This is a genomic window from Pseudomonas sp. URMO17WK12:I7, assembly GCF_003269045.1.
GTDB lineage: Bacteria > Pseudomonadota > Gammaproteobacteria > Pseudomonadales > Pseudomonadaceae > Aquipseudomonas > Aquipseudomonas putida_J.
The window spans coordinates 67,954-88,446 of the sequence record NZ_QLTL01000011.1; the positions used below are offsets into that span (position 1 = coordinate 67,954).

General features: G+C 63.8%; 23 protein-coding genes. 11 read left to right on the plus strand and 12 right to left on the minus strand.

Annotated features, from left to right (window positions below; translation table 11 throughout):
- Positions 1–51 precede the first annotated feature (51 nt).
- The gene (locus H040_RS16310; protein ID WP_027916759.1) at positions 52–714 is read left to right on the plus strand and encodes an HAD family hydrolase; all 663 of its coding nucleotides are present in this window, start codon (positions 52–54) and stop codon (positions 712–714) included.
- Positions 715–883: 169 nt separating this feature from the next.
- Positions 884–1,612 (plus strand): DUF899 domain-containing protein, encoded by a 729-nt coding sequence (locus H040_RS16315; protein ID WP_027916760.1) that lies wholly within the window; start codon positions 884–886, stop codon positions 1,610–1,612.
- Positions 1,613–1,617: 5 nt separating this feature from the next.
- Here the strand turns inward: H040_RS16315 and ureG are convergent, their stop codons facing one another.
- From ureG to H040_RS16355, 8 genes are read right to left on the minus strand one after another with little or no spacing between them, the layout of a single operon-like run.
- Positions 1,618–2,241, minus strand: a complete 624-nt coding sequence (gene ureG, locus H040_RS16320) for an urease accessory protein UreG (protein WP_027916761.1) — start codon at positions 2,239–2,241, stop codon at positions 1,618–1,620.
- An 11-nt stretch (positions 2,242–2,252) separates the two neighbouring features.
- On the minus strand, positions 2,253–2,927 hold the full coding sequence (locus tag H040_RS16325) for an urease accessory protein UreF (RefSeq protein ID WP_027916762.1): 675 nt from the start codon (positions 2,925–2,927) through the stop codon (positions 2,253–2,255).
- Positions 2,927–3,472 carry a HupE/UreJ family protein gene (locus H040_RS16330; protein ID WP_027916763.1) on the minus strand — a complete coding sequence of 182 codons (546 nt, stop codon included), beginning with the start codon at positions 3,470–3,472 and terminating at the stop codon, positions 2,927–2,929. The genes H040_RS16325 and H040_RS16330 overlap by 1 nt, the downstream gene beginning before the upstream one ends.
- A gap of 23 nt (positions 3,473–3,495) precedes the next feature.
- Positions 3,496–3,987 (minus strand): urease accessory protein UreE, encoded by a 492-nt coding sequence (ureE, locus tag H040_RS16335; RefSeq protein ID WP_027916764.1) that lies wholly within the window; start codon positions 3,985–3,987, stop codon positions 3,496–3,498.
- Between the two features lie 10 nt (positions 3,988–3,997).
- Positions 3,998–5,701 carry an urease subunit alpha gene (gene ureC / locus H040_RS16340; protein ID WP_027916765.1) on the minus strand — a complete coding sequence of 568 codons (1,704 nt, stop codon included), beginning with the start codon at positions 5,699–5,701 and terminating at the stop codon, positions 3,998–4,000.
- Positions 5,698–6,015, minus strand: a complete 318-nt coding sequence (locus H040_RS16345) for an urease subunit beta (protein ID WP_027916766.1) — start codon at positions 6,013–6,015, stop codon at positions 5,698–5,700. The genes ureC and H040_RS16345 overlap by 4 nt, the downstream gene beginning before the upstream one ends.
- Before the next feature lie 19 nt (positions 6,016–6,034).
- A complete protein-coding gene (locus tag H040_RS16350; RefSeq protein WP_027916767.1) occupies positions 6,035–6,337 on the minus strand; it encodes an urease subunit gamma in 303 nt (100 codons plus the stop codon).
- 9 nt (positions 6,338–6,346) lie between these two features.
- Positions 6,347–7,180: an urease accessory protein UreD gene (locus H040_RS16355; RefSeq protein WP_027916768.1), complete on the minus strand. Its 834-nt coding sequence runs from the start codon at positions 7,178–7,180 to the stop codon at positions 6,347–6,349.
- A gap of 272 nt (positions 7,181–7,452) precedes the next feature.
- Between H040_RS16355 and H040_RS16360 the strand changes: the two genes are divergently transcribed.
- The 5 genes from H040_RS16360 (at position 7,453) to H040_RS16380 (ending at position 11,887) form a co-directional block, all read left to right on the plus strand.
- The gene (locus H040_RS16360) at positions 7,453–7,830 is read left to right on the plus strand and encodes a glyoxalase superfamily protein (protein ID WP_027916769.1); all 378 of its coding nucleotides are present in this window, start codon (positions 7,453–7,455) and stop codon (positions 7,828–7,830) included.
- On the plus strand, positions 7,827–8,186 hold the full coding sequence (locus H040_RS16365) for a hypothetical protein (RefSeq protein WP_027916770.1): 360 nt from the start codon (positions 7,827–7,829) through the stop codon (positions 8,184–8,186). The genes H040_RS16360 and H040_RS16365 overlap by 4 nt, the downstream gene beginning before the upstream one ends.
- 485 nt (positions 8,187–8,671) lie before the next feature.
- Positions 8,672–9,691, plus strand: coding sequence for a branched-chain amino acid aminotransferase (locus H040_RS16370; protein WP_027916771.1), 1,020 nt, complete (start codon positions 8,672–8,674; stop codon positions 9,689–9,691).
- A gap of 146 nt (positions 9,692–9,837) precedes the next feature.
- Complete coding sequence (locus tag H040_RS16375; protein ID WP_027916772.1) at positions 9,838–10,518, plus strand: response regulator transcription factor; 681 nt, start codon at positions 9,838–9,840, stop codon at positions 10,516–10,518.
- A complete protein-coding gene (locus H040_RS16380) occupies positions 10,496–11,887 on the plus strand; it encodes a sensor histidine kinase (RefSeq protein WP_027916773.1) in 1,392 nt (463 codons plus the stop codon). Before H040_RS16375 ends, H040_RS16380 begins: the two co-directional genes overlap by 23 nt.
- Positions 11,888–12,007: 120 nt before the next feature.
- Here the strand turns inward: H040_RS16380 and cysS are convergent, their stop codons facing one another.
- Together cysS and H040_RS16390 are read right to left on the minus strand one after the other, a co-directional pair.
- The gene (gene cysS, locus H040_RS16385) at positions 12,008–13,390 is read right to left on the minus strand and encodes a cysteine--tRNA ligase (protein ID WP_027916774.1); all 1,383 of its coding nucleotides are present in this window, start codon (positions 13,388–13,390) and stop codon (positions 12,008–12,010) included.
- 9 nt (positions 13,391–13,399) lie between these two features.
- A complete protein-coding gene (locus tag H040_RS16390; protein WP_027916775.1) occupies positions 13,400–15,103 on the minus strand; it encodes a glutamine--tRNA ligase/YqeY domain fusion protein in 1,704 nt (567 codons plus the stop codon).
- A gap of 246 nt (positions 15,104–15,349) precedes the next feature.
- On the opposite strand from H040_RS16390, the gene H040_RS16395 reads away from it, so the two are divergent.
- Positions 15,350–15,853 (plus strand): peptidylprolyl isomerase, encoded by a 504-nt coding sequence (locus H040_RS16395; protein WP_027916776.1) that lies wholly within the window; start codon positions 15,350–15,352, stop codon positions 15,851–15,853.
- A complete protein-coding gene (locus H040_RS16400) occupies positions 15,850–16,572 on the plus strand; it encodes a UDP-2,3-diacylglucosamine diphosphatase (RefSeq protein WP_027916777.1) in 723 nt (240 codons plus the stop codon). Before H040_RS16395 ends, H040_RS16400 begins: the two co-directional genes overlap by 4 nt.
- A gap of 120 nt (positions 16,573–16,692) precedes the next feature.
- Here the strand turns inward: H040_RS16400 and pvdQ are convergent, their stop codons facing one another.
- Positions 16,693–19,005, minus strand: a complete 2,313-nt coding sequence (gene pvdQ, locus H040_RS16405; protein ID WP_027916778.1) for a bifunctional acylase PvdQ — start codon at positions 19,003–19,005, stop codon at positions 16,693–16,695.
- A gap of 202 nt (positions 19,006–19,207) precedes the next feature.
- Between pvdQ and H040_RS16410 the strand changes: the two genes are divergently transcribed.
- Positions 19,208–19,582, plus strand: coding sequence for a fe2+ zn2+ uptake regulation protein (locus tag H040_RS16410; protein WP_027916779.1), 375 nt, complete (start codon positions 19,208–19,210; stop codon positions 19,580–19,582).
- A gap of 35 nt (positions 19,583–19,617) precedes the next feature.
- Here H040_RS16410 and H040_RS16415 read toward each other — a convergent pair whose 3' ends face one another.
- A complete protein-coding gene (locus tag H040_RS16415; protein ID WP_003248064.1) occupies positions 19,618–19,806 on the minus strand; it encodes a hypothetical protein in 189 nt (62 codons plus the stop codon).
- Between the two features lie 149 nt (positions 19,807–19,955).
- On the opposite strand from H040_RS16415, the gene H040_RS16420 reads away from it, so the two are divergent.
- Positions 19,956–20,414, plus strand: a complete 459-nt coding sequence (locus H040_RS16420; protein WP_027916780.1) for a hypothetical protein — start codon at positions 19,956–19,958, stop codon at positions 20,412–20,414.
- Positions 20,415–20,493: the final 79 nt, after the last annotated feature.

Genomic DNA, 20,493 nt, shown 5'->3' on the forward strand with positions numbered 1-20,493 from the left:
GGTTTGGTTATCATCCCCCGGCTTTTGTTTTTTTGATTACCTGGATACCTGATGCTGACTGCCCTGCTGTTCGATCTCGATGGAACCTTGACCGACACCGACACCCTGCATTTGCAGGCCTTCCGCCAACTGCTTCACGACTATGACGGACGCCAGCTGACCCAGGAACAGTTCGATACCCAGGTCAGTGGCCGGGCCAATGGCGAACTGTTTGCCGAATTGTTTCCACGTGCCGATGCGGCCGAGTGCCAGGCCCTGGCCGACCGCAAGGAAGCGCTTTTCCGCGAACTGTCACCCGTGCTGCAACCCACGCCAGGCTTGCTGCGCCTGATGGACCATGCGCGAGCCTGGGACATCGGCATGTGCGTGGTGACCAATGCGCCACGGTTGAATGCCGAGCATATGCTGACGGCCATGGGCCTTCGGGGCCGCTTCGAGCATGTGCTGGTGGCCGAAGAGCTGGCGCGGCCCAAGCCTGATCCACTGCCCTACCTCACCGGGCTGCAGCGCCTGGAGGCGGTGGCAGGCGAAGCGCTGGCGTTCGAGGACTCGCTACCGGGCGTGGCCGCTGCGAGCGGGGCCGGGATCTTCACCGTGGGGGTTGCCACGACCCAGACGCCGGAGCGGTTGCTGGCGGCCGGGGCAAAACTGGTGGTGAAGGATTTCAATGATCCACAGTTGTGGGTGTTGATCGAGACCATGTGCTCGCCATGAATGAATGACTGGGGCCGAGATCGAGCGCCGCGCGGGCGGCGCTCGATCTGACAGGCGCCACAAATTTCCAGCCAGGCACACCAGACCACTCATCGCCCATCCGCCACGGCTGTCGATTCCCCTCCTTTCGAATCGACCAGGGTGTGAACCCCCTTGCGGAGTCAGCACCATGAGCCCCCCCGATCAGAAACACCCGGTCGCCTCACGCGACCAATGGCTGGCCGCTCGCCGCCAGCTGTGGCTGCACGAAAAGGCCTTCACCCACCAGCGCGACGAACTGGCGGCCGCCCGCCGTGCCCTGCCCTGGGTCCAGGTCGAACAGCCCTACCGCTTCCAGGGCCCGGACGGCGAGCTGAGCCTGCCCGAGCTGTTTGCCGGGCGCAGCCAGCTGCTTGTCTATCACTTCATGTTTGCCGAGGGCTGGAACGAAGGCTGCCCAGGTTGCTCGTTCCTTGCCGACCATTTCGACGGCGCCAACCTGCATCTGGCCCACCACGACGTCTCACTGGTCGCCGTGTCGCGTGCGCCCTACCCCGAATTCCAGGCCTTCCGCCAACGCATGGGGTGGCGCTTCCCCTGGTATTCATCGCACGCCAGCGGCTTCAACGAAGACTTCGGCGTCAGCGTCGGCACCGAGGGCCAACGCCAGTACAACTATGAGACTTACACCGGCAACGAGGCCGAGCTGCCAGGCCTGAGCGCCTTCTACAAAGACCCGGACGGCACGGTCTTCCATACCTATTCCACCTACGCCCGCGGCCTGGACATCTTGGTCAACACTTACAACTTCCTCGACATCGCCCCGCTGGGCCGCAACGAAGCCGGGACCATGGACTGGGTGCGGCACCATGATCGCTACACGGAGCAAACCGGCAAACCGCACTGCTGCCACGACTGACGGAGTCAGCCCCTGACGCCCAGCATGCCCCGCTCGACGATGAAGTCGATCACCGCCTGCAGGCCTTCGCCCTTCTTCAGGTTGCTGAAGGTCCAAGGGCGCTGCGGGCGCATGCGCTGGGTGTCACGCTCCATCACTTCCAGCGAGGCACCGACGTAGGGCGCCAGGTCAGTCTTGTTGATCACCAGGAAGTCCGATTTGGTGATACCGGGGCCGCCCTTGCGCGGAATCTTCTCGCCCTCGGCCACGTCGATGACGTAGATGGTCAGGTCGGCCAGCTCCGGGCTGAAGGTGGCACTGAGGTTGTCGCCGCCGCTTTCGACAAAGATCACTTCGAGGTTGCCGAACTTGCGCGCCAGCGCTTCGACGGCGGCCAGGTTCATCGAGGCATCTTCGCGAATGGCGGTGTGCGGGCAGCCACCGGTTTCGACACCGACGATACGCTCAGGCTCAAGGGCACCGGCCTCGGTGAGGATGCGCTGGTCTTCCTTGGTATAGATGTCGTTGGTGACCACGGCGATCTGGTAGTGATCGCGCATGGCCTTGCACAGGCATTCGAGCAGCGCGGTCTTGCCGGAGCCGACCGGGCCGCCGACACCGACGCGCAGGGGTTGCTGATAGCTTTGCATGTAGGCAGTCCTCAGGAACGGAACAAACGGGTGTATTGGGTTTCGTGACGCGAAGAAGCGATGGCCAGCAGTGGCAGGCCACCGCCGAGCTGGTCATCGGCCAATGCCAGTGCCTGGTCCAGCACGCCGGGCAGTTCGGCCCCCAGGTCGCACAGCAGGGTCTGCGCCGCCTGCTGACCGAACGGCACCAGTTTGACCCCGGCCATTACTGCTCCCTCGAGCCAGGCAAAAGCATGGCCGAGGGCGAGTTGACGCAGTGGGATCTGCCAGTGCACGGCGAGCCAGGCCATGCCGCCGAGCTGGCTGAGTTCAATACTGGTGCGCCAGGCCGGCTCTTGGCCCAGCTGCCAGCCATCGAGCAACCGCGCCAGGGCCGAGCCGCGCTGCTGTTCTTCAAGTCGCAGCTCGGCTGTTTCGCGGTTGGCCAGCAGGAAGCGGCTCCAGCGGGCGAACGCGTGTGCATCATTGGCCTCGCAAGCGCGGTACAGGCGCGCCAGCACCGGCCAGTCCAGGCAAGCCAAGGTGTCGTGCATCTGCTCGCGCTGCCAGGCGCTGAAGCCGGCGGTATCACACACCCAGCCAGCCTCGACGGCCCACTCCAGCCCTTGCGAATAGGTGAAGCCACCTACCGGCAGGCCGGGGCTGGCCAACTGCAGCAGGCGCAGCAGTGCCAGGTCGCTGTTCATCAACCGGCCAGCACCAGCGCTGCACCGGCCAGCATGCCGCCGCCGAAGGCTTTCTGCAGGCCGCTGTGGCGGCGCAGCAGGCAGCCGACCGCAAAGCCGCACGCCAGCAGCAGGCCGCTGACAGTGACAAAGCCGGCACTGAACATCCAGAACGCGCTCGGCGTGGCTTCGACACCATGGGCCCAGCCGTGGAACAGGGCGAACACCGGCATGGCCAGCGCCAGCAGCAGTTGGCGGCTGGGCAGCAGCACGGCGGCAGCTGCGACCAGCACCGACACAGCGATCATTGTCTCCATGCCCAGCACATCTCCGAACAGATGGCCGCACACGGCACCGGCGAACATCGACGCCAGGGTTGCCAGGGGCAGCGCCACGTTGCGCCGGGTCAGCGCGGCGAGCACGCCGGTGCCGAGCAGCATCAGCAGGTGGTCGAGGCCAGTCAGCGGGTGCAGCAAGCCGTCTTGCAGCGGGTTGCCGTCATGCCCGGGGTGAGCGAAGGCCGGCAGCGCGACCATCAGCAGGGCAAGGGCGAACATCTTTTTCATTGGGGTCTCCTTGGCAGAGCGGTTCAGGAATGGGCAGGCAGGCGCACGAACGGATGGTCGCTGCCATGGCTGTGACTGTGGCTGTGCGGTGCGCTCTGGTAGGCGCCGGCTTCCGGCTCGAACGGCGCCTGCTCGGCTTGTACCGTCAGGCCCAGGCCGCGCAACATGTCGTCAAGCACGTGATCGTGCTGGTAGCGCAAAAGGCCCGGATCGATCTGCAGGGGAACGTGGCGGTTGCCCAGGTGATAGGCGGCACGGGCCAGCAGATGCGGGTCGTCGCAGCGCACCGTCGACACCGCTTCAGGTGCAGCCATTACGCGAATCACCTGGCTTCCTGCGGCATCGGCGAGCAACTCGCCGCCGCGCAGCAGGTGGCCACGCTCGAGCATCAGGCCGGCTTCGCGACCGTCGTCGAGGGTCACGCGCAAGCGGCTTTTTATGCGGCTGTCGACGTCCAGGGTCACGCTGCCGGTGACGGTCTCGGATGCCTCTATCCGGCGGGTCAGGACTATCATCTTCACTCCTTCAAAACAGGAAATAACGCTGCGCAAGCGGCAGTTCACTAGCCGGCTCGCAGACCAGCAACTCGCCGTCGGCGCGTACCTGGTAAGTCTGTGAATCGACTTCGATCACTGGCTGCAAGGTGTTGTGGACCATGTCGGCCTTGCGCACCCTGCGGCAGCCGTGCGCCACGCCGATCAGGCTCTGTAGCCCCAGTTCCTGGTGCAGGCCACGGTCCATGGCGGCCTGGGGCAGGAAGGTCATGCGTGTGGCGTGGCGGGCCGCGCCCATGGCGCCGAACATCGGCCGGTAGTGCACAGGCTGCGGGGTCGGGATCGAGCCGTTGATGTCACCCATCGGCGCAGTGGCGATCATCCCGCCCTTGATCACCAGGGCCGGCTTGACCGCGAAGAAAGCCGGCGCCCACAACACCAGGTCGGCCAGCTTGCCCACCTCTACTGAACCGACTTCATGGGCGATGCCATGGGTCAGCGCCGGGTTGATGGTGTACTTGGCGATGTAGCGCTTGACCCTGAAGTTGTCGCTGTAGCCGGTGTCCGGCGCCAGCGGGCCGCGGCGCAGCTTCATCTGGTGCGCGACCTGCCAGGTGCGCAACACCACTTCACCGACCCGGCCCATCGCCTGGGAGTCGGACGAAGTCATGGCGAAGGCGCCCATGTCGTGGAGGATGTCTTCGGCGGCGATGGTCTCGCGGCGGATGCGCGACTCGGCGAACGCCACGTCCTCGGCAATGCTCGGGTCCAGATGGTGGCAGACCATGAGCATGTCCAGGTGCTCGTCGACAGTGTTGACCGTGTACGGCAGGGTCGGGTTGGTCGAGGACGGCAGCACGTTGGCCTGCCCCGCCGCACGGATGATGTCTGGCGCGTGGCCGCCACCGGCACCCTCGGTATGGAAGGTATGGATGGTGCGGTCGCCAATGGCGGCCAGGGTGTCCTCGATGCAGCCCGACTCGTTCAAGGTGTCGGTGTGGATCGCCACCTGGATGTCCATCTCTTCGGCCACGCCCAGGCAGCAATCGATGGCGGCCGGGGTCGAGCCCCAGTCTTCGTGCAGCTTCAGGCCCACCGCGCCAGCGGCGATCTGCTCGCGCAGCGCTTCAGGGCGTGAGGCGTTGCCCTTGCCCAGCAGGCCGATGTTGATCGGCAGGCAGTCGGCAGCCTGGAGCATGCGCGCCAGGTACCATGGCCCCGGTGTGCAGGTAGTGGCGTTGGTGCCGGTGGCCGGGCCGGTGCCGCCGCCGATGAACGTGGTGACGCCGCTGGTCAGCGCCTCCTCCACCTGCTGAGGGCAGATGAAGTGGATATGCGAGTCAATGCCGCCTGCGGTGACGATCTTGCCCTCGGCAGCGATCACTTCGGTGCCTGGGCCGACCGGCACGGTCACGCCCGGTTGCACATCGGGGTTGCCGGCCTTGCCGATAGCCGCGATGCGCCCGTGCTTGACGCCGATATCGGCCTTGACGATGCCCCAGTGGTCGATGATCAGGGCATTGGTCAGGACCAGGTCCATGGCCTCGGCAGCGAGCATCTGGCCCTGCCCCATGCCGTCGCGGATGACCTTGCCGCCACCGAACTTGACCTCTTCGCCATAGATCGTGAAGTCCTTCTCGACCTCCACCCACAGCGCCGTGTCGGCCAGGCGCACGCGGTCGCCGACGGTGGGGCCGAACATGTCGGCGTAGGCCCGACGGGAAATACGGCTCATGCCCTGCCCTCCAGTGCGCCATTCACCTTGCCCTGGAAGCCATACACTTCGCGCTTGCCGGCGTAGGCCACCAGCTGCACGGTGCGCGACTGGCCCGGTTCGAAGCGCACGGCGGTGCCGGCCGGGATATCGAGCCGAAAACCACGGGTCGGGGCGCGCTCGAACACCAGCGCATCGTTGACCTCGTAGAAGTGGTAGTGCGAACCGACCTGCACCGGCCGGTCGCCGTGGTTGGCCACGCTGACGCTGACCGTGTCACGGCCGACGTTGAGTTCGATGTCGCCAGCGGCGACCTGAATTTCACCTGGGATCATGCTGGGCTCCTGCTCCAGGTCAGACGATGGGGTCGTGTACGGTCACCAGCTTGGTGCCGTCGGGGAAGGTCGCCTCGACCTGCACGTCATGCAGCATTTCGGCAACGCCTTCCATGACCTGCTCACGGCCGATCACTTCGCGGCCCAGGCTCATCAGCTCGGCCACCGTGCGGCCATCACGGGCGCCTTCGAGCACCGCGGCACTGATCAGCGCCACGGCCTCCGGGTAGTTGAGCTTCAGGCCACGGGCCAGGCGCCGTTCGGCCAGCAGCGCGGCGGTGAACAGCAGCAGTTTGTCTTTCTCTCTCGGGGTCAGCTCCATGGCGCTCTCTCAAGTGGCCCAGATGCGCGGCGGGCAAGCGGCCAGGCCAAGAACGGCCGGGCGCAGGGCGTGCCAGAGGCGCTGCAGGGTGTGTTGCAGGTGTTGGTTGTCGTGATCGAGCAGGCGGATCACCAGCAGCGGGCCGAGCAAGGTCGCGCCTGCGGGGGTATCAAGCTCATCGAGCAGCGCTCGCACCTGCTCCAGCACAGCCGGGGTCGCGGGCGATGCGCAGAAGGTGGCGACCAGCGGGTGGCCACCGACCTTGGCCAGTTGCCCACCTGCAATGCGCAGGCGCTCGTGCAGGCCGGGGTCGCCGGGCAACGCGATGCACAAGCGGCTGTCCAGTGCGCCCAGCTCGAAGCGCTCGTTCATCACAGGCCGGCCCAGGCACAGGGTTTCCCAGGCCAGCAGCCTGGCACCGGGTTCGAGGGTGAAGCGGCTGTCGAGGCTGGCGCGGGCGCCATTGAAGAAGATGCTGTCCTGGGGGAGCCACTCCAGCGTGCTGCCGGCCTGAAGGTGAAAGCGCTGGGCCAGCCGCGCGGTAGGGCCGATGCTGCGGTAGAACTTGCTGGCCCCGGGCATGGTCAGCAGCGCGTGGCTGCCCGGTTCGAGGTGGATGTCCAGCTCCAGCCGGTCGCCGGCGACGATGCCACCAGGCGGGTGCAGCACATAAACGTGGCACGGCGCGCCTTCTGGATAGAACGGGCGCTGCACCAAAAGCGGGCCGAAATGACGGCGCGCACCAAGGCGGGTCACGCCGTTGCGCTCGACGAAGCGCAACTGCAGGTGCGCGCTCCAGCCAGCGTCCTGTTCCGATGGTTCGATCTGCTCCGCGAGCGACATCCTGCGGCCCCTTGATTTCTGTGGCCTTGAGGCCGTTTAGAGGGTCATGTGCATCACCCGTGGGTGAAAAAGGACTGACCACTCGATCAAATTTCGCTGGCTGGATATAGCAGGTTGCGGGCCAACTTCGCAGGTGAATGAAGATGAAACCTTCACGGCGAAGGCTCTGGCGTGGGGCATGCAGGGCGATGACGCACATTGCAGGGGCAACGCTTGGCCCTCTTTCGGTGCTGCGTTACAGTCTGTGTTTTGCCTTTGGCCAAGGAACCGCCATGCCCCTCGCCCCCGCCATTCCGGTACTGCGTATCTTCTCGGTGGACAAGGCCAAGGAGTTCTATCTGGACTTCCTGGGCTTCCAGCTCGACTGGGAACACCGTTTCAGCCCGGACCTGCCGCTATACGCGCAGATCCACCGCGACGGGCTGATCCTGCACCTGAGCGAACACCACGGTGACGCCTGCCCGGGCTCGACCGTGTTTGCCCGTACCGAGGACCTGCTGGCGCTGGAGCGCGAACTGCTGGACAAGCAGTACGGCTATGCCCGCCCCCAGGCCGAACGGGTCGACTGGGGCTTGCAGATGCAGATTCGCGACCCGTTCGGCAACCTGTTGCGCTTCTGCCAGCAAATTGATGACGAGGCTGCCCAGTGAAAGCCATGAGCAAACGCGACCTGGCGCGCCTGGAGCGCGAATTGGTCGCCTGCCTGACCGAGGCCTGCGAAACCGCAAAGGCCGAGATCGTCGGGTTCAGCTGGCTGACCCATCGGCTGGCCCCGGAAGATTTTCCGGCCAGCCTTCGGATTACCTGGGTGTTCGAGCGCGAAGCCGATAAAACCGTCGCGCTGGCGGGTGCGGCCAAGGGGCGCATGCTGGCGCTGACCGCCCAGGCGCTCGAGCAAGCGGGTGTGACGCTGGATCACGCGGCCTGGCATGTGCGCTTCGACAGTGAAGAAGCCTGCAGCCGCAGCCATGCCGGGGACTGGAACAGGCGCCTGCAGCAACGCTGAAGCTGGATGGGCCTTGTATTGCCTGGCCCGGCCTCTTCGCGGGCAAGCCCGCTCCCACAGGTACTGTGCAAGTCTTGAAGCCTGCGATGATCCTCTGGAGCCGGCCTATTCGCGGGCAAGCCCGCTCCCACAGGTACTGTGCAAGTCTTGAAGCCTGCGATGATCCTCTGGAGCCGGCCTATTCGCGGGTAAACCCGCTCCCACAGGTACTGTGCAAGTCTTGAAGCCTGCGATGATCCTGTGGGGTCGGCCTATTCGCGGGTAAACCCGCTCCCACAGGTACTGTGCAAGTCTTAAAGCCTGTTGATGACCCTGTGGGAGCGGGTTTACCCGCGAATAGGCCGACCCAGACAATCGAGATCTTCCAGTTAATGGCCAATTCGTCACTGGCCGTTCCCGATCCGCGACGGATGTATTATCGTGGCGAGGTGCGCATATAACAGCAGCCTGAGCGATCGGGCACTTGCAAGACAATCGAGGGTGTCATGAGTAACGAAAGCATTAACTGGGACAAGCTGGGTTTCGACTACATCAAGACCGACAAGCGCTACCTGTCCGTATGGCGCAATGGTGAGTGGGACAAAGGCACCCTGACCGAAGACAACGTGCTGCACATCAGTGAAGGCTCCACCGCCCTGCACTATGGCCAGCAGTGCTTCGAAGGCCTCAAGGCCTACCGTTGCAAGGATGGCTCGATCAACCTGTTCCGCCCTGACCAGAACGCCGCGCGCATGGCCCGTAGCTGTGCCCGCCTGCTGATGCCGCAGGTGCCGACCGATGTCTTCATCGAAGCGTGCAAGCAAGTGGTCAAGGCCAACGAGAAGTTCGTCCCGCCGCACGGCAAAGGCGCCCTGTACCTGCGCCCGTTCGTCATTGGCACCGGCGACAACATCGGCGTGCGCACCGCCCCCGAGTTCATCTTCTCGGTCTTCGCCATCCCGGTTGGCTCGTACTTCAAGGGCGGCATGAAGCCGCACAACTTCCAGATCTCCAGCTTCGACCGTGCCGCCCCTCAGGGCACAGGCGCAGCCAAGGTCGGTGGCAACTACGCTGCCAGCCTGCAACCAGGCGCTGAAGCCAAGAAGGCCAACTTCGCTGACGCCATCTACCTCGATCCACTGACCCACACCAAGATCGAGGAAGTCGGTTCGGCCAACTTCTTCGGCATCACGGCCAACAACGAGTTCGTCACCCCGAAATCGGCCTCGGTATTGCCGGGCATCACCCGCCTGTCGCTGATGGAACTGGCGCAATCGCGCCTGGGCCTGACCGTGATCGAAGGTGATGTCGAGATCAACAAGCTCGACCGCTTCATCGAAGCCGGCGCTTGCGGCACCGCCGCGGTGATCACCCCGATCGGTGGCATCGAGTACAACGGCAAGCTGCACGTGTTCCACGACCTGGAAAAAGTCGGCCCGGTTACCCAGAAGCTCTACAACGAGCTGACCGGTATCCAGAGCGGCGACGTCGAAGCACCGGCTGGCTGGATCGTCAAGGTCGCCTGAGCCGCTGGGCTACGCTGATCGACGGGGCATGTCAGACACTGGCATGCCCCGTTTTGTTTTACCCTGCGTAGATGAATTTTTCTTAAATCGTCGTTTGGCTATTCTTTGGCACAATCAAGTCTCCAAATAGACGCCCAGGAACGAGCATGCCACGCGTACTGACCATCGAAGACGACGCCGTCACCGGCCAGGAAATCGTCGCCGAACTCTCCAGCCACGGCCTGGAAGTGGATTGGGCCGACAACGGCCGCGAGGGCCTGTCCAAGGCCATTGCCGGCGGTTACGACCTGATCACTGTCGACCGCATGCTGCCCGAGGTCGATGGCCTGACGATCGTCACCACCCTGCGCAACCTTAAAATCGCCACCCCGATCCTGATGATCAGCGCCCTGTCCGACGTCGACGAGCGCGTGCGCGGCCTGCGTGCCGGTGGCGACGACTACCTGACCAAACCGTTCGCCTCCGACGAGATGGCCGCGCGGGTCGAAGTGCTGCTGCGGCGCAACAGCGTACCCATGACCCAGACCCGCCTGCAGGTCGCCGACCTGCAGCTGGACCTGATCAGCCACGAGGCACGCCGCGGCGAGCACACCCTCAACCTGCTGCCCACCGAGTACAAGCTGCTGGAATACCTGATGCGTCACAGCGGCCAGGTGATCACCCGCATGATGATCTTCGAGGAAGTCTGGGGCTACCACTTCGACCCGGGCACCAACCTGATCGACGTGCACATCGGTCGCCTGCGCAAGAAGATCGACTCCCCCGGCCAGTCGCCACTGATCCGTACGGTACGGGGCTCGGGCTATGCCATTGCTGAACCCGTCTAAGGGCTGGAGCTCGTCCACCAGCCGCCTGTTGGCGCTGTACAGTTTTCTGTTCGTGGCCTGGAGCAGCATCCTCATGGGGGTGCTGTACTTCGAAGTTTCCAGTTACCTCAACAAGCTCACCCGCCACTCCATGCTGCAGCGCCAGCACCTGTTCGCGCACATGAGCGGCAAACAGCTGGACGACGCCCTGATCGCCAGCCAGGCGTTCGAAGAGCGCAGCTTCGATGCCTATGGCCTGTTCGATGACCAGTTCAACCCGGTGGGCGGGCGCATTCGTTCAATTCCGCCGGACCTTGGTCTGGACGGCAAGGTGCACGAGCTCAAGCGCTGCCTGGACGCCGACGACCCGCACATGCCACGTGACAGCTGCGATGCGGTGGCGATCAAGGTGCAGGATGGCCGCTGGCTAGTGCTGTTCCGCGACAATGGCTCGCTGTTCGTGGTCACCCGGATCATCCTGCATGCGCTGCTATGGGGCATCTCGCTGACCCTGATTCCGGGGTTTGCCGGTTGGTACCTGCTGCGCCGCCGCCCGTTGAAGCGCATCCGTGCCATTCAGGCCCAGGCCGAGCTGATCGTCGCCGGCGACCTCACCCACCGCTTGCCGCTGTCGACACGCCGCGACGAGCTGGACATGCTCGCCGACATCGTCAACGCCATGCTCGACCGCATAGAACGGTTGATGCATGAGGTCAAAGGCGTCTGCGACAACATCGCCCACGACCTGCGCACTCCCCTCACCCGCCTGCGGGCGCAGCTTTACCGCATTCGCCAGCAAAGCGCGCATGACTCGCCACAGGCCGAGGCGCTGGACCAGGCGATCGGCGAGACTGACACGTTGATGGCGCGCTTTCGTGGATTGCTGCGCATCAGCGAGCTGGAGGACCGCCAGCGTCGCGCCGGCTTCGTTCAGCTCGACCCGCATGACCTGCTGGTGGAGCTGCATGATTTCTATCTGCCGCTGGCCGAGGATGGCGGCATTCGCCTGAACCTCGAACAGCCTGCGCAGCTGCCCGCGCTGCATGGTGACCGCGAGCTGTTGTTCGAAGCCCTGGCGAACCTGGTGGGCAATGGCATCAAGTTCACGCCCGAAGGCGGTCGGGTTGCCATCAAGGCGACAGAGGATGAAACGGCCGTGCACATCGCCATCGAAGACAGCGGGCCGGGGATTCCCGAAGAGGAGCGGACTGCGGTGTTGAAGCGCTTCTATCGCAGCGAGGAAGGCCACCGCCATTCCGGGTTCGGGCTGGGGTTGTCGATCGTTGCGGCGATCGTTGACCTGCACGGGTTCGGACTGGAGATTGGCGAGAGCGAGCTGGGCGGGGCGAAACTGGTGTTGCACTGCCCGTTTGCCGGGCTGGCCAAGTAGTATCAGGGGCTGCTTTGCAGCCCTTTCGCGACACGAGGCCGCTCCTACAGGGGAACGCATATCCCTGGAGGAGCGGCCTCGTGTCGCGAAAGGGCCGCAAAGCGGCCCCAATTACTCCGATCAGTCAGCCAGACGCCAGGTAGTGGCACCCTTGCTGTCTTCCAGCACCACACCCATGGCAGTGATCTGGTCACGGATACGGTCGGACTCAGCCCAGTTCTTGTCTGCACGCGCCTGCAGGCGCGCCTGGATCAAGGCTTCCACTTCAGCCGCATCGACCTTGCCCTCGGCACCGGCACGCAGGAAGTCATCGGCCTCCAGCTGCAACACCCCCAGCACATCACCCAGTTCACGCAGGCGACCGGCCAGGCCAGCTGCTGCATCGACATCGCTGTCACGCAGGCGGTTGATCTCGCGCACCAGGTCGAACAGCACGGCGCAGGCTTCCGGGGTACCGAAGTCATCGTTCATCGCCACGCTGAAGCGCTCGACGAAGGCTTCGCCACCCTTGGCGGCAACCCGCGGCAGGCCACGCAGGGCGTGATAGAAGCGCTCCAGGGCGCCCTTGGCATCACGCAGGCTGTCTTCGGAGTAGTTGATGGCGCTGCGGTAATGGCTGGCCACCAGCAGGTAGCGCACCACCTCCGGGTGGTACTTGTCGAGCACGTCGCGGATGGTGAAGAAGTTGTTCAAGGACTTGGACATCTTCTCGCCGTTGATACGGATCATGCCGCAGTGCATCCAGGCATTGGCGTACTGCTTGCCAGTAGCTGCCTCACTCTGCGCGATCTCGTTCTCGTGGTGCGGGAACTCCAGGTCGCTGCCGCCACCATGGATGTCGAAGCTCTCGCCCAGGCAGCAGGTGGACATCACCGAGCACTCGATGTGCCAGCCCGGACGGCCAGGGCCCCACGGCGAATCCCAGTACGGTTCACCCGGCTTGACGCCTTTCCACAGGACGAAGTCGAGTGGGTCCTGCTTGGCCTCGTCGACCTCGATGCGGGCACCGATGCGCAGGTCTTCGATCTTCTTGCGCGACAGTTTGCCGTAGCCGACGAACTTGCCTACCCGGTAGTACACGTCGCCGTTGCCCGGCGCGTAGGCGTAGCCCTTGTCGATCAGGGTCTGGATCATCGCGTGCATGCCAGCGATATGGTCGGTGGCGCGCGGCTCCAGGTCCGGCTTGAGGATGTTCAGGCGGCGCTCGTCCTCGTGCATCGCGTCGATCATGCGCGCGGTCAGGGCGTCGAACGCCTCGCCGTTTTCGTTGGCGCGGTTGATGATCTTGTCGTCGATGTCGGTGATGTTGCGTACGTAGGTCAGGTCGTATCCGCTTTTACGCAGCCAGCGGGTCACCAGGTCGAACGCCACCATGCTGCGGCCGTGGCCAAGGTGGCAGTAGTCGTACACGGTCATGCCGCACACGTACATGCGCACCTTGTTGCCATCCAGCGGCTTGAAGGCTTCCTTGGTCTTGCTCAGCGTGTTGTAGATGGTAAGCACGGCGATTCCTTAGCTGCCCCAGGAGTCACGCAGGGTGACGGTGCGGTTGAACACCGGGCGACCCGGCTGGCTGTCCTTGAGGTCGGCGCAGAAGTAGCCTTCGCGCTCGAACTGGAAGCGGTCTTCAGGCTGTGCCTGGCCCAGCGACGGCTCGGCACGGCAGCCGGTCAGCACCTGCAGCGAGTCCGGGTTGATGTTGTCGAGGAAACTGCCACCCTCTTCGGTCTTCTCCGGGTTGGCGGAGCGGAACAGGCGGTCGTACAGGCGCACTTCGCATTCGACGCTGCCTTCGGCCGGCACCCAGTGGATCACGCCTTTGACCTTGCGGCCTTCCGGGTTCTTGCCCAGGGTGTCCGGGTCGTACGAGCAGCGCAGCTCGACGATGTTGCCGTCGGCATCCTTGACCGCCTCGTCGGCGCGGATCACGTAGCTGCCGCGCAGGCGCACTTCACCGCTCGGCTCCAGGCGCTTGTAGCCCTTCGGCGGCTCTTCCATGAAGTCGTCGCGGTCGATGTACAGTTCGCGGGCGAACGGCAGCACGCGCACGCCCATGTCTTCCTTCGGGTGGCGCGGCAGTTCGAGCTGCTCGACCTGGCCTTCCGGGTAGTTGGTGATGACCACTTTCAGCGGGCGCAGCACGCACATGGCGCGTGGCGCGGTGCGGTCCAGGTCGTCACGGATGCTGAACTCGAGCATCGACATGTCGACCACGCCGTCGGAGCGGTTGGTGCCGATCATGTCGCAGAAGTTGCGGATCGACGCCGGGGTGTAGCCGCGGCGGCGGAAGCCCGACAGGGTCGACATGCGTGGGTCGTCCCAGGCGCTGACGTGTTTTTCGTCTACCAGCTGCTTGAGCTTGCGCTTGGACGTGATGGTGTAGTTCAGGTTCAGACGGCTGAACTCGTACTGACGCGGGTGCGCCGGTACAGGCAGGTTGTCGAGGAACCAGTCGTACAGTGGGCGGTGGCCCTCGAACTCGAGGGTGCAGATCGAGTGGGTAATGCCTTCGATGGCGTCCGACTGACCGTGGGTGAAGTCGTAGTTCGGGTAGATGCACCACTTGTCACCGGTCTGGTGGTGGTGGGCATGGCGGATGCGATACAGGATCGGGTCGCGCAGGTTCATGTTCGGCGAGGCCATGTCGATCTTGGCACGCAGCACGCGCTCGCCGTCCTTGAACTCGCCGGCCTTCATGCGCGCGAACAGGTCGAGGTTTTCCTCGACGCTGCGCTCGCGGAACGGGCTGTTCTTGCCAGGCTCGGTCAGGCTGCCGCGGTACTCCTTGGCCTGATCAGGGGTCAGGTCGCAGACATAGGCCTTGCCACGCTTGATCAGTTCAACGGCCCAGTCGTGCAGCTGGTCGAAATAGTTGGAGGCATAGCGCACCTCGCCGGCCCAGTCGAAGCCCAGCCACTTGACGTCGCGCTGGATGGCATCGATGTATTCCTGGTCTTCCTTGGCCGGGTTGGTGTCGTCGAAGCGCAGGTGGCAGACGCCGCCGAACTCCTCGGCCAGGCCGAAGTTGACGCAGATCGACTTGGCGTGGCCAATGTGCAGGTAGCCGTTGGGCTCCGGCGGGAAACGGGTGACGATGCTGCTGTGCTTGCCCGAGTCCAGGTCGGCCTGGATGATCGGCCGCAGGAAGTTCGCAGGGACAGCGGGGGCGCCTTTGGCAGCGGCGTTGGGCGCGTTGTCGGCAGTGGGCTTGCTCATAGGATCCTTGAATGCACGTGTCCGGCCTGGGTAGGCCGATTGAATCAAAGGGCCTATCATAGCCGAAGCAGTCAAGCTGCTGACAGCCGGGCACCGACAAACTGGCGCGATTTATCGCGAACCGTGCAAAATGGCCGCCGCACGCGCCCTGAAAACATGTGTCGCGGTCGCCCGATCCTGCGTCTGGTGAGTACACGCGCCCTGCGCAGCCTATTTCCTGTATGCCTTGAAAGAGCGAATTTCAGCATGTCCAAAGTCAAACTGAGCACCAACCACGGCGACATCGTCCTGCAACTGAATGCCGAGAAAGCCCCGCTGACCGTGGCCAACTTCATTGAGTACGTAAAGGCCGGCCATTACAGCAACGTCATCTTCCACCGTGTGATCAAGGGTTTCATGATCCAGGGCGGCGGTTTCGAGCCCGGCATGAACGAAAAGCGTGACAAGCGTGCCAGCATCCAGAACGAAGCCGACAATGGCCTGAAGAACGACAAATACACCATCGCCATGGCCCGTACCATGGATCCGCACTCCGCCTCCGCGCAGTTCTTCATCAATGCCTCCAACAATGACTTCCTCAACCACAGCGGCAAGAACACCCAGGGCTGGGGCTACGCCGTATTCGGCGAAGTGATCGAAGGCCGCGAAGTCGTCGACGCCATCGAAAAAGTCGCCACCGGTTCCAAAGCTGGCCACCAGGACGTGCCTAAAGATGACGTGATCATCGAGAAAGCCGAGATCATTGAGTGATCCTGCTGATCTCCGATCTGCATTTGCAAGAAGAACGCCCGGACATTACCCGGGCGTTTCTTGATCTGCTCGACGGCCGCGCCCGCCACGCCAAGGCGTTGTACATCCTTGGTGACTTCTTCGAAGCGTGGATCGGTGACGATGCCATGACACCGTTCCAGCAGTCGATCTGCCAGGCCTTGCGCCAGCTCAGCGACAGCGGCACGGCGATCTACCTGATGCACGGCAACCGCGACTTCCTGATTGGCCAGGACTTCTGCACGGCCGCCGGCTGCACCCTGCTTGCCGACCCGAGCGTGATCGAACTGGGCGGTGAACAGGTGTTGCTGATGCATGGCGACACCCTGTGCACCCGCGACCTGGCCTACATGAAGATGCGCCGCTACCTGCGCAACCCGGTGAGTCTGTGGATCCTGCGGCACCTGCCGCTGGCCAGCCGGCAAAAACTGGCGCGCAAGCTGCGCAGCGAAAGCCGCGCTCAGACACGCATGAAGGCTACCGAGATCGTCGACGTCACGCCGGAAGAAGTGCCAAAGGTGATGGCTGCGCACGGCGTGCGCACGCTGGTGCATGGCCACACCCACCGGCCAGCGATCCACAAGCTGGTAGTGGAAGGCGAACCGGCGCGGCGCATCGTGCTGGGGGATTGGGACCGCCGGGGCTGGACCCTGCAGGTCGATGGGCAAGGCTTTGCCCTGGAACCGTTCGAGTTTTCCTGAAAGATCAAGTTGACTTCTTCGCGGGTAAACCCGCTCCCACAGGATCTCACCGCCTGCAGCCTTGGTGCAGTACCTGTGGGAGCGGGTTTACCCGCGAAGAGGCCGGTGCAGGCTAAAGGCTCAAGGCCGGCTGGCCACGACCCCTTTATCCCGCTCACTGATCACATACTGCCGATACTCAGGGTCCGCCTTGATCTGCGCCTCGGTAAACGGTATCGATGGCAGCTGCTTGGCCGCAAACGCCTTGGTCTGGTCGTTGAAGTGCGCCGAGCCGGCTTCGCTGGACTGCGAAAATGCCAGCAGGCCACGTGCCTGCGGCCCGCTTTCCGTGAAGCTCACCAACTGCAGGTAGCTGGTACCGCTGACCACCAGGCGCTTGCCTGGCCCGTGCGGCACGCTGAACATCGCGTTGTAGATACCCAGCTGCTGCGGCCCGCCCGGTACTGGCGTGCCATCGGCGGCCTGCTGGATCTGCCCCCAACGGCTGCCCTCCTCCACACCCGCCTTGGCCACTTGCTGCAACGAGGCCAAGGCCGCTTCGCGCAACAGTTTGCGCACTGCCGCCTGCTCTACCGCAAGGCCACGTGGGGTGTGCTGTGGATCTGCCGGGTCAAAGGCCACGCGCCAGCTTTGTGGTTTTTTGGCCATGGCCTCGACCATGTTCTGGAAGTGCACCAGGCCGATACCGCTGTTCAAATCGGCCTTGCCATTCCAGCTGGCGAGGCTGGAGCACACGGCCAGCAGGTCCGCCTCAGCGCCTTTGCACCACTGCAGCAGGTCGGGCAGCACCAGTTTGGCCAGGTACACTTCGTCATCCAGCACCATGCGCTGCAGGTCATCGACACTCAGCTTGGCGTTGCCTTGCAAGCGCTCCAGGGCGAAACGCCCACGCATGCCCAGCGGTTGGTCGTTGCGGCTGATCAACGGCGAGAAGCCCGTCAGTGGCTGGGCCGGGTTGGCCATCCAGGCCGGGTCGTTGGAGTTTTGCACAAAGTCGCTACGCTCCAGGCTCGGCAACATCCGCGCCGGGAAGATGCCAGGCTGCGCGGCCTGGGCATCGACTTTCCACTGGCAGGCACTGCGCGACCCGTCCAGTACGACCAAAGGGCCTTGCGCCGCCGGGTTGCTGCATGCGCTCAGCAGTTGCTGATCGACATAAGGCACCACGGACTGGTTCAGGTACAGCGCCTTGCCTTGGGCATCAACCGCCAGGGTGTTGACCCACGGGATGCCCTGCAGTTGCTCGATAGAGCCCTTCAAGGCATCCAGGCTGTCGGCACGGTTGATGCTGTACCACTGCTGCAGCACGCGCGTGTTGTCCAGGTTGGCATCGCGCAGGCTATAGGCCGCCTGGGTATCCCAGTCCAGCCGGCCTGGCCACTGCACAACCGGCCCGAAACTGGAGCTGTAGACCTGGCGTTCAACCTGGCTGAGCGTGCCATCTGCGGCCTTGACCGTGACGCTCACGGTCTGCTGTGCCATGGGTACGGACTTGCCATCCTGCAGGTAGCGGGTCGGGTCCTTGGGGTCCAGTTGCAGGCGGTACAGGGTGAAGTGCTTCGAGGTATCAACCGTGTGCGTCCAGGCCAGGCGGCGGTTGAAGCCGATGTTCACCACAGGCAGGCCAGGCAAGGCGGCCCCCATCACGTCCAGCTTGCCTGGGATAGTCAATTGCATCTGGTAGAAACGCATCCCGCCCATCCATGGGAAGTGCGGGTTGGCCAGCAGCAGGCCACGGCCATTGGCCGAGCGCTGAGCCCCCACTGCCACGGCGTTGCTGCCACGCTCGGAGGCGAAGCGCTGCTGCTGAGCCAGTGCCACGTCAAAAGCCGGGGCTGCTTGCTGGGCTGCCAGCTTGGGCGGCTGGGCCCCCGCCAGCGCTTCGGCGAACTGGCCCACACCCCCTTCAGCCAACAGCCGACGGGTCAGCTTGACCAGATCCTGGCTGGTGATCGGGCGCACCCACTGGCCATCGCCACACTCCGCAGGCAGGCCCTGGCTGCGCCGCTCGGCCAGGGCTCGATTGAAGCCACTGGCATAACCTTCCAGCAGTTCACGCACCTGCGCTGGCTGGGCCTGCATGAAGCCACTGACTGCCGTCGGCGTATTGAGCCAGGTGAAAAACAGGTCGCTGGCCAAGTTGCCACGTTGTTCAAGGGTCACGCCTTGGGCGCCGAAATAACGCGAGCGCTCACCATTGACCGTCAGCACTTCATTGGCCAGCAGGCACAGGTTGTCTTGGGCATAGGCATAGCCAATGCCATAGCCCAGGCCGCGCTCGTCCTTGGCGACAATATGTGGCACGCCAAAACTGGTGCGGCGGATCTGCGCACTGGCATCAGCGCTGGTTTCCCGCGCCTGCACGGCTACGCTGGAGGCGACCAAGGCAGCCGCCAGGCTGGCACAGGTCAAGGGACGCGAAATTGGCAACACGGGCACTCCTCGGATTCAGGGGGTCATTCCCGATCAGACGAATGGCTGGATGAAAATTTTACGCGCGCGGGTGCTGCAAACCGTCTTTAAGAAAAACCGGCAGAAACTTTTTTCAGCAAGAAGCTGCAGATTGGCCGTTCTCATTCGTCCTAATCAGTGAGGCACCCATATTTCGGGACAGTCCACGAAAAGGAGCATTCACATGTACAACCCGCAACCCTCATTGCAGACCGGGCGCGCACCGGGCAAGGCGGCCAATGGAACGGCCGGCTGCGTGGACGAACGTGCCGGTAACACGCAGATTCGCGAACTGCTGCGTAACTACGGCCTGCGTACCAGCCTAATTCGCCTGAAGGTGATCGATGCGCTGTACAACGCAGACCGTACCGGGCGCAGCATTGGCGTGCGGGGCGTGCATGCGCAACTGGAACAACTGGACATACCGCTGTCGTTCCTGAGCGTGCGCGAGGTACTCAAACGGCTGTGCACGGAGGGCGTGATCAGCCTTGGCAGCGACAAGTGCTACAGCCTCAAGCCAGAAGCCCGCGCCGTGCTCGAGCAGCCCTTGTCGCGCTGACTGAAGGCCGGCCTGGCGTGGCCGGCCGGCAGGTGTCAGGGCTTGACCTTGCGCCGCAGAATCCCGTTGATCACGACCACGACGACGGCAATGGCAATGGCCAACATCTGGAAGGTCTGTTCACTGATCGTGCCTTGCTTCTGCAGATGCGACAGGCCCAGCATGAGGCCCAGCACCACCAGGATGATCAGAAGCGAATATTTGAGGCGCTGCACGTGTGTCATCGAAAAATCCTTCAACATCGGGGGCATTTGGCTCGCAATGAGCAGGCGCAATGATACAACGGCCATGGCTTGCGGCGCTGCATTTCCTGCTTAGCAGGGCGAACCAGGCCTGAAAGTATTGGGTTTCCCCAACCCACGCTGGAGGCACCATGCGCAATTTCGCGCTGTTCATCATGCTCCTCACCCCCGCACTTGCCACTCATGCCTTGGACACCCGCCAGACACCGCCCGAACAATTGCTCCAGCTAGGCAGCCAGCTGGCTGACCAAGCAGGCAGCAGCCAATGGCAACAACTGTGGCAAAGAACCCGCCATGCCGGGCACTTCAAGGCCACGTCCGGGCATGCCTACTTCACGGTCCCCCACCCGCTGCTGCCAGAACTGGCTCGGCAGACCTTGGCGCGCGCGGATCAGGTCGAGACCGTGAACAGCACCCTCGCCCGCTATCGGCGCACCTTTCCTGACAGGGTCATCGGCATGCTCGATGAGCAGCCGTTGTACAGCCTTTGCCTGATCATCGACTGGCGCTCCCTGCCGCAAGCACAGGCAAGTAAAGCGCACGCCTACCTGCGTGGAGCAAGCCTGCTGAACAGTTATCCATGCAAATAAGGGTGCGGGCACTTAGTTGCACGGTGGAAAAGCAACCCAACGTGAAATCGGGCCTGCACGGCAACAGCGAGGCATCGTC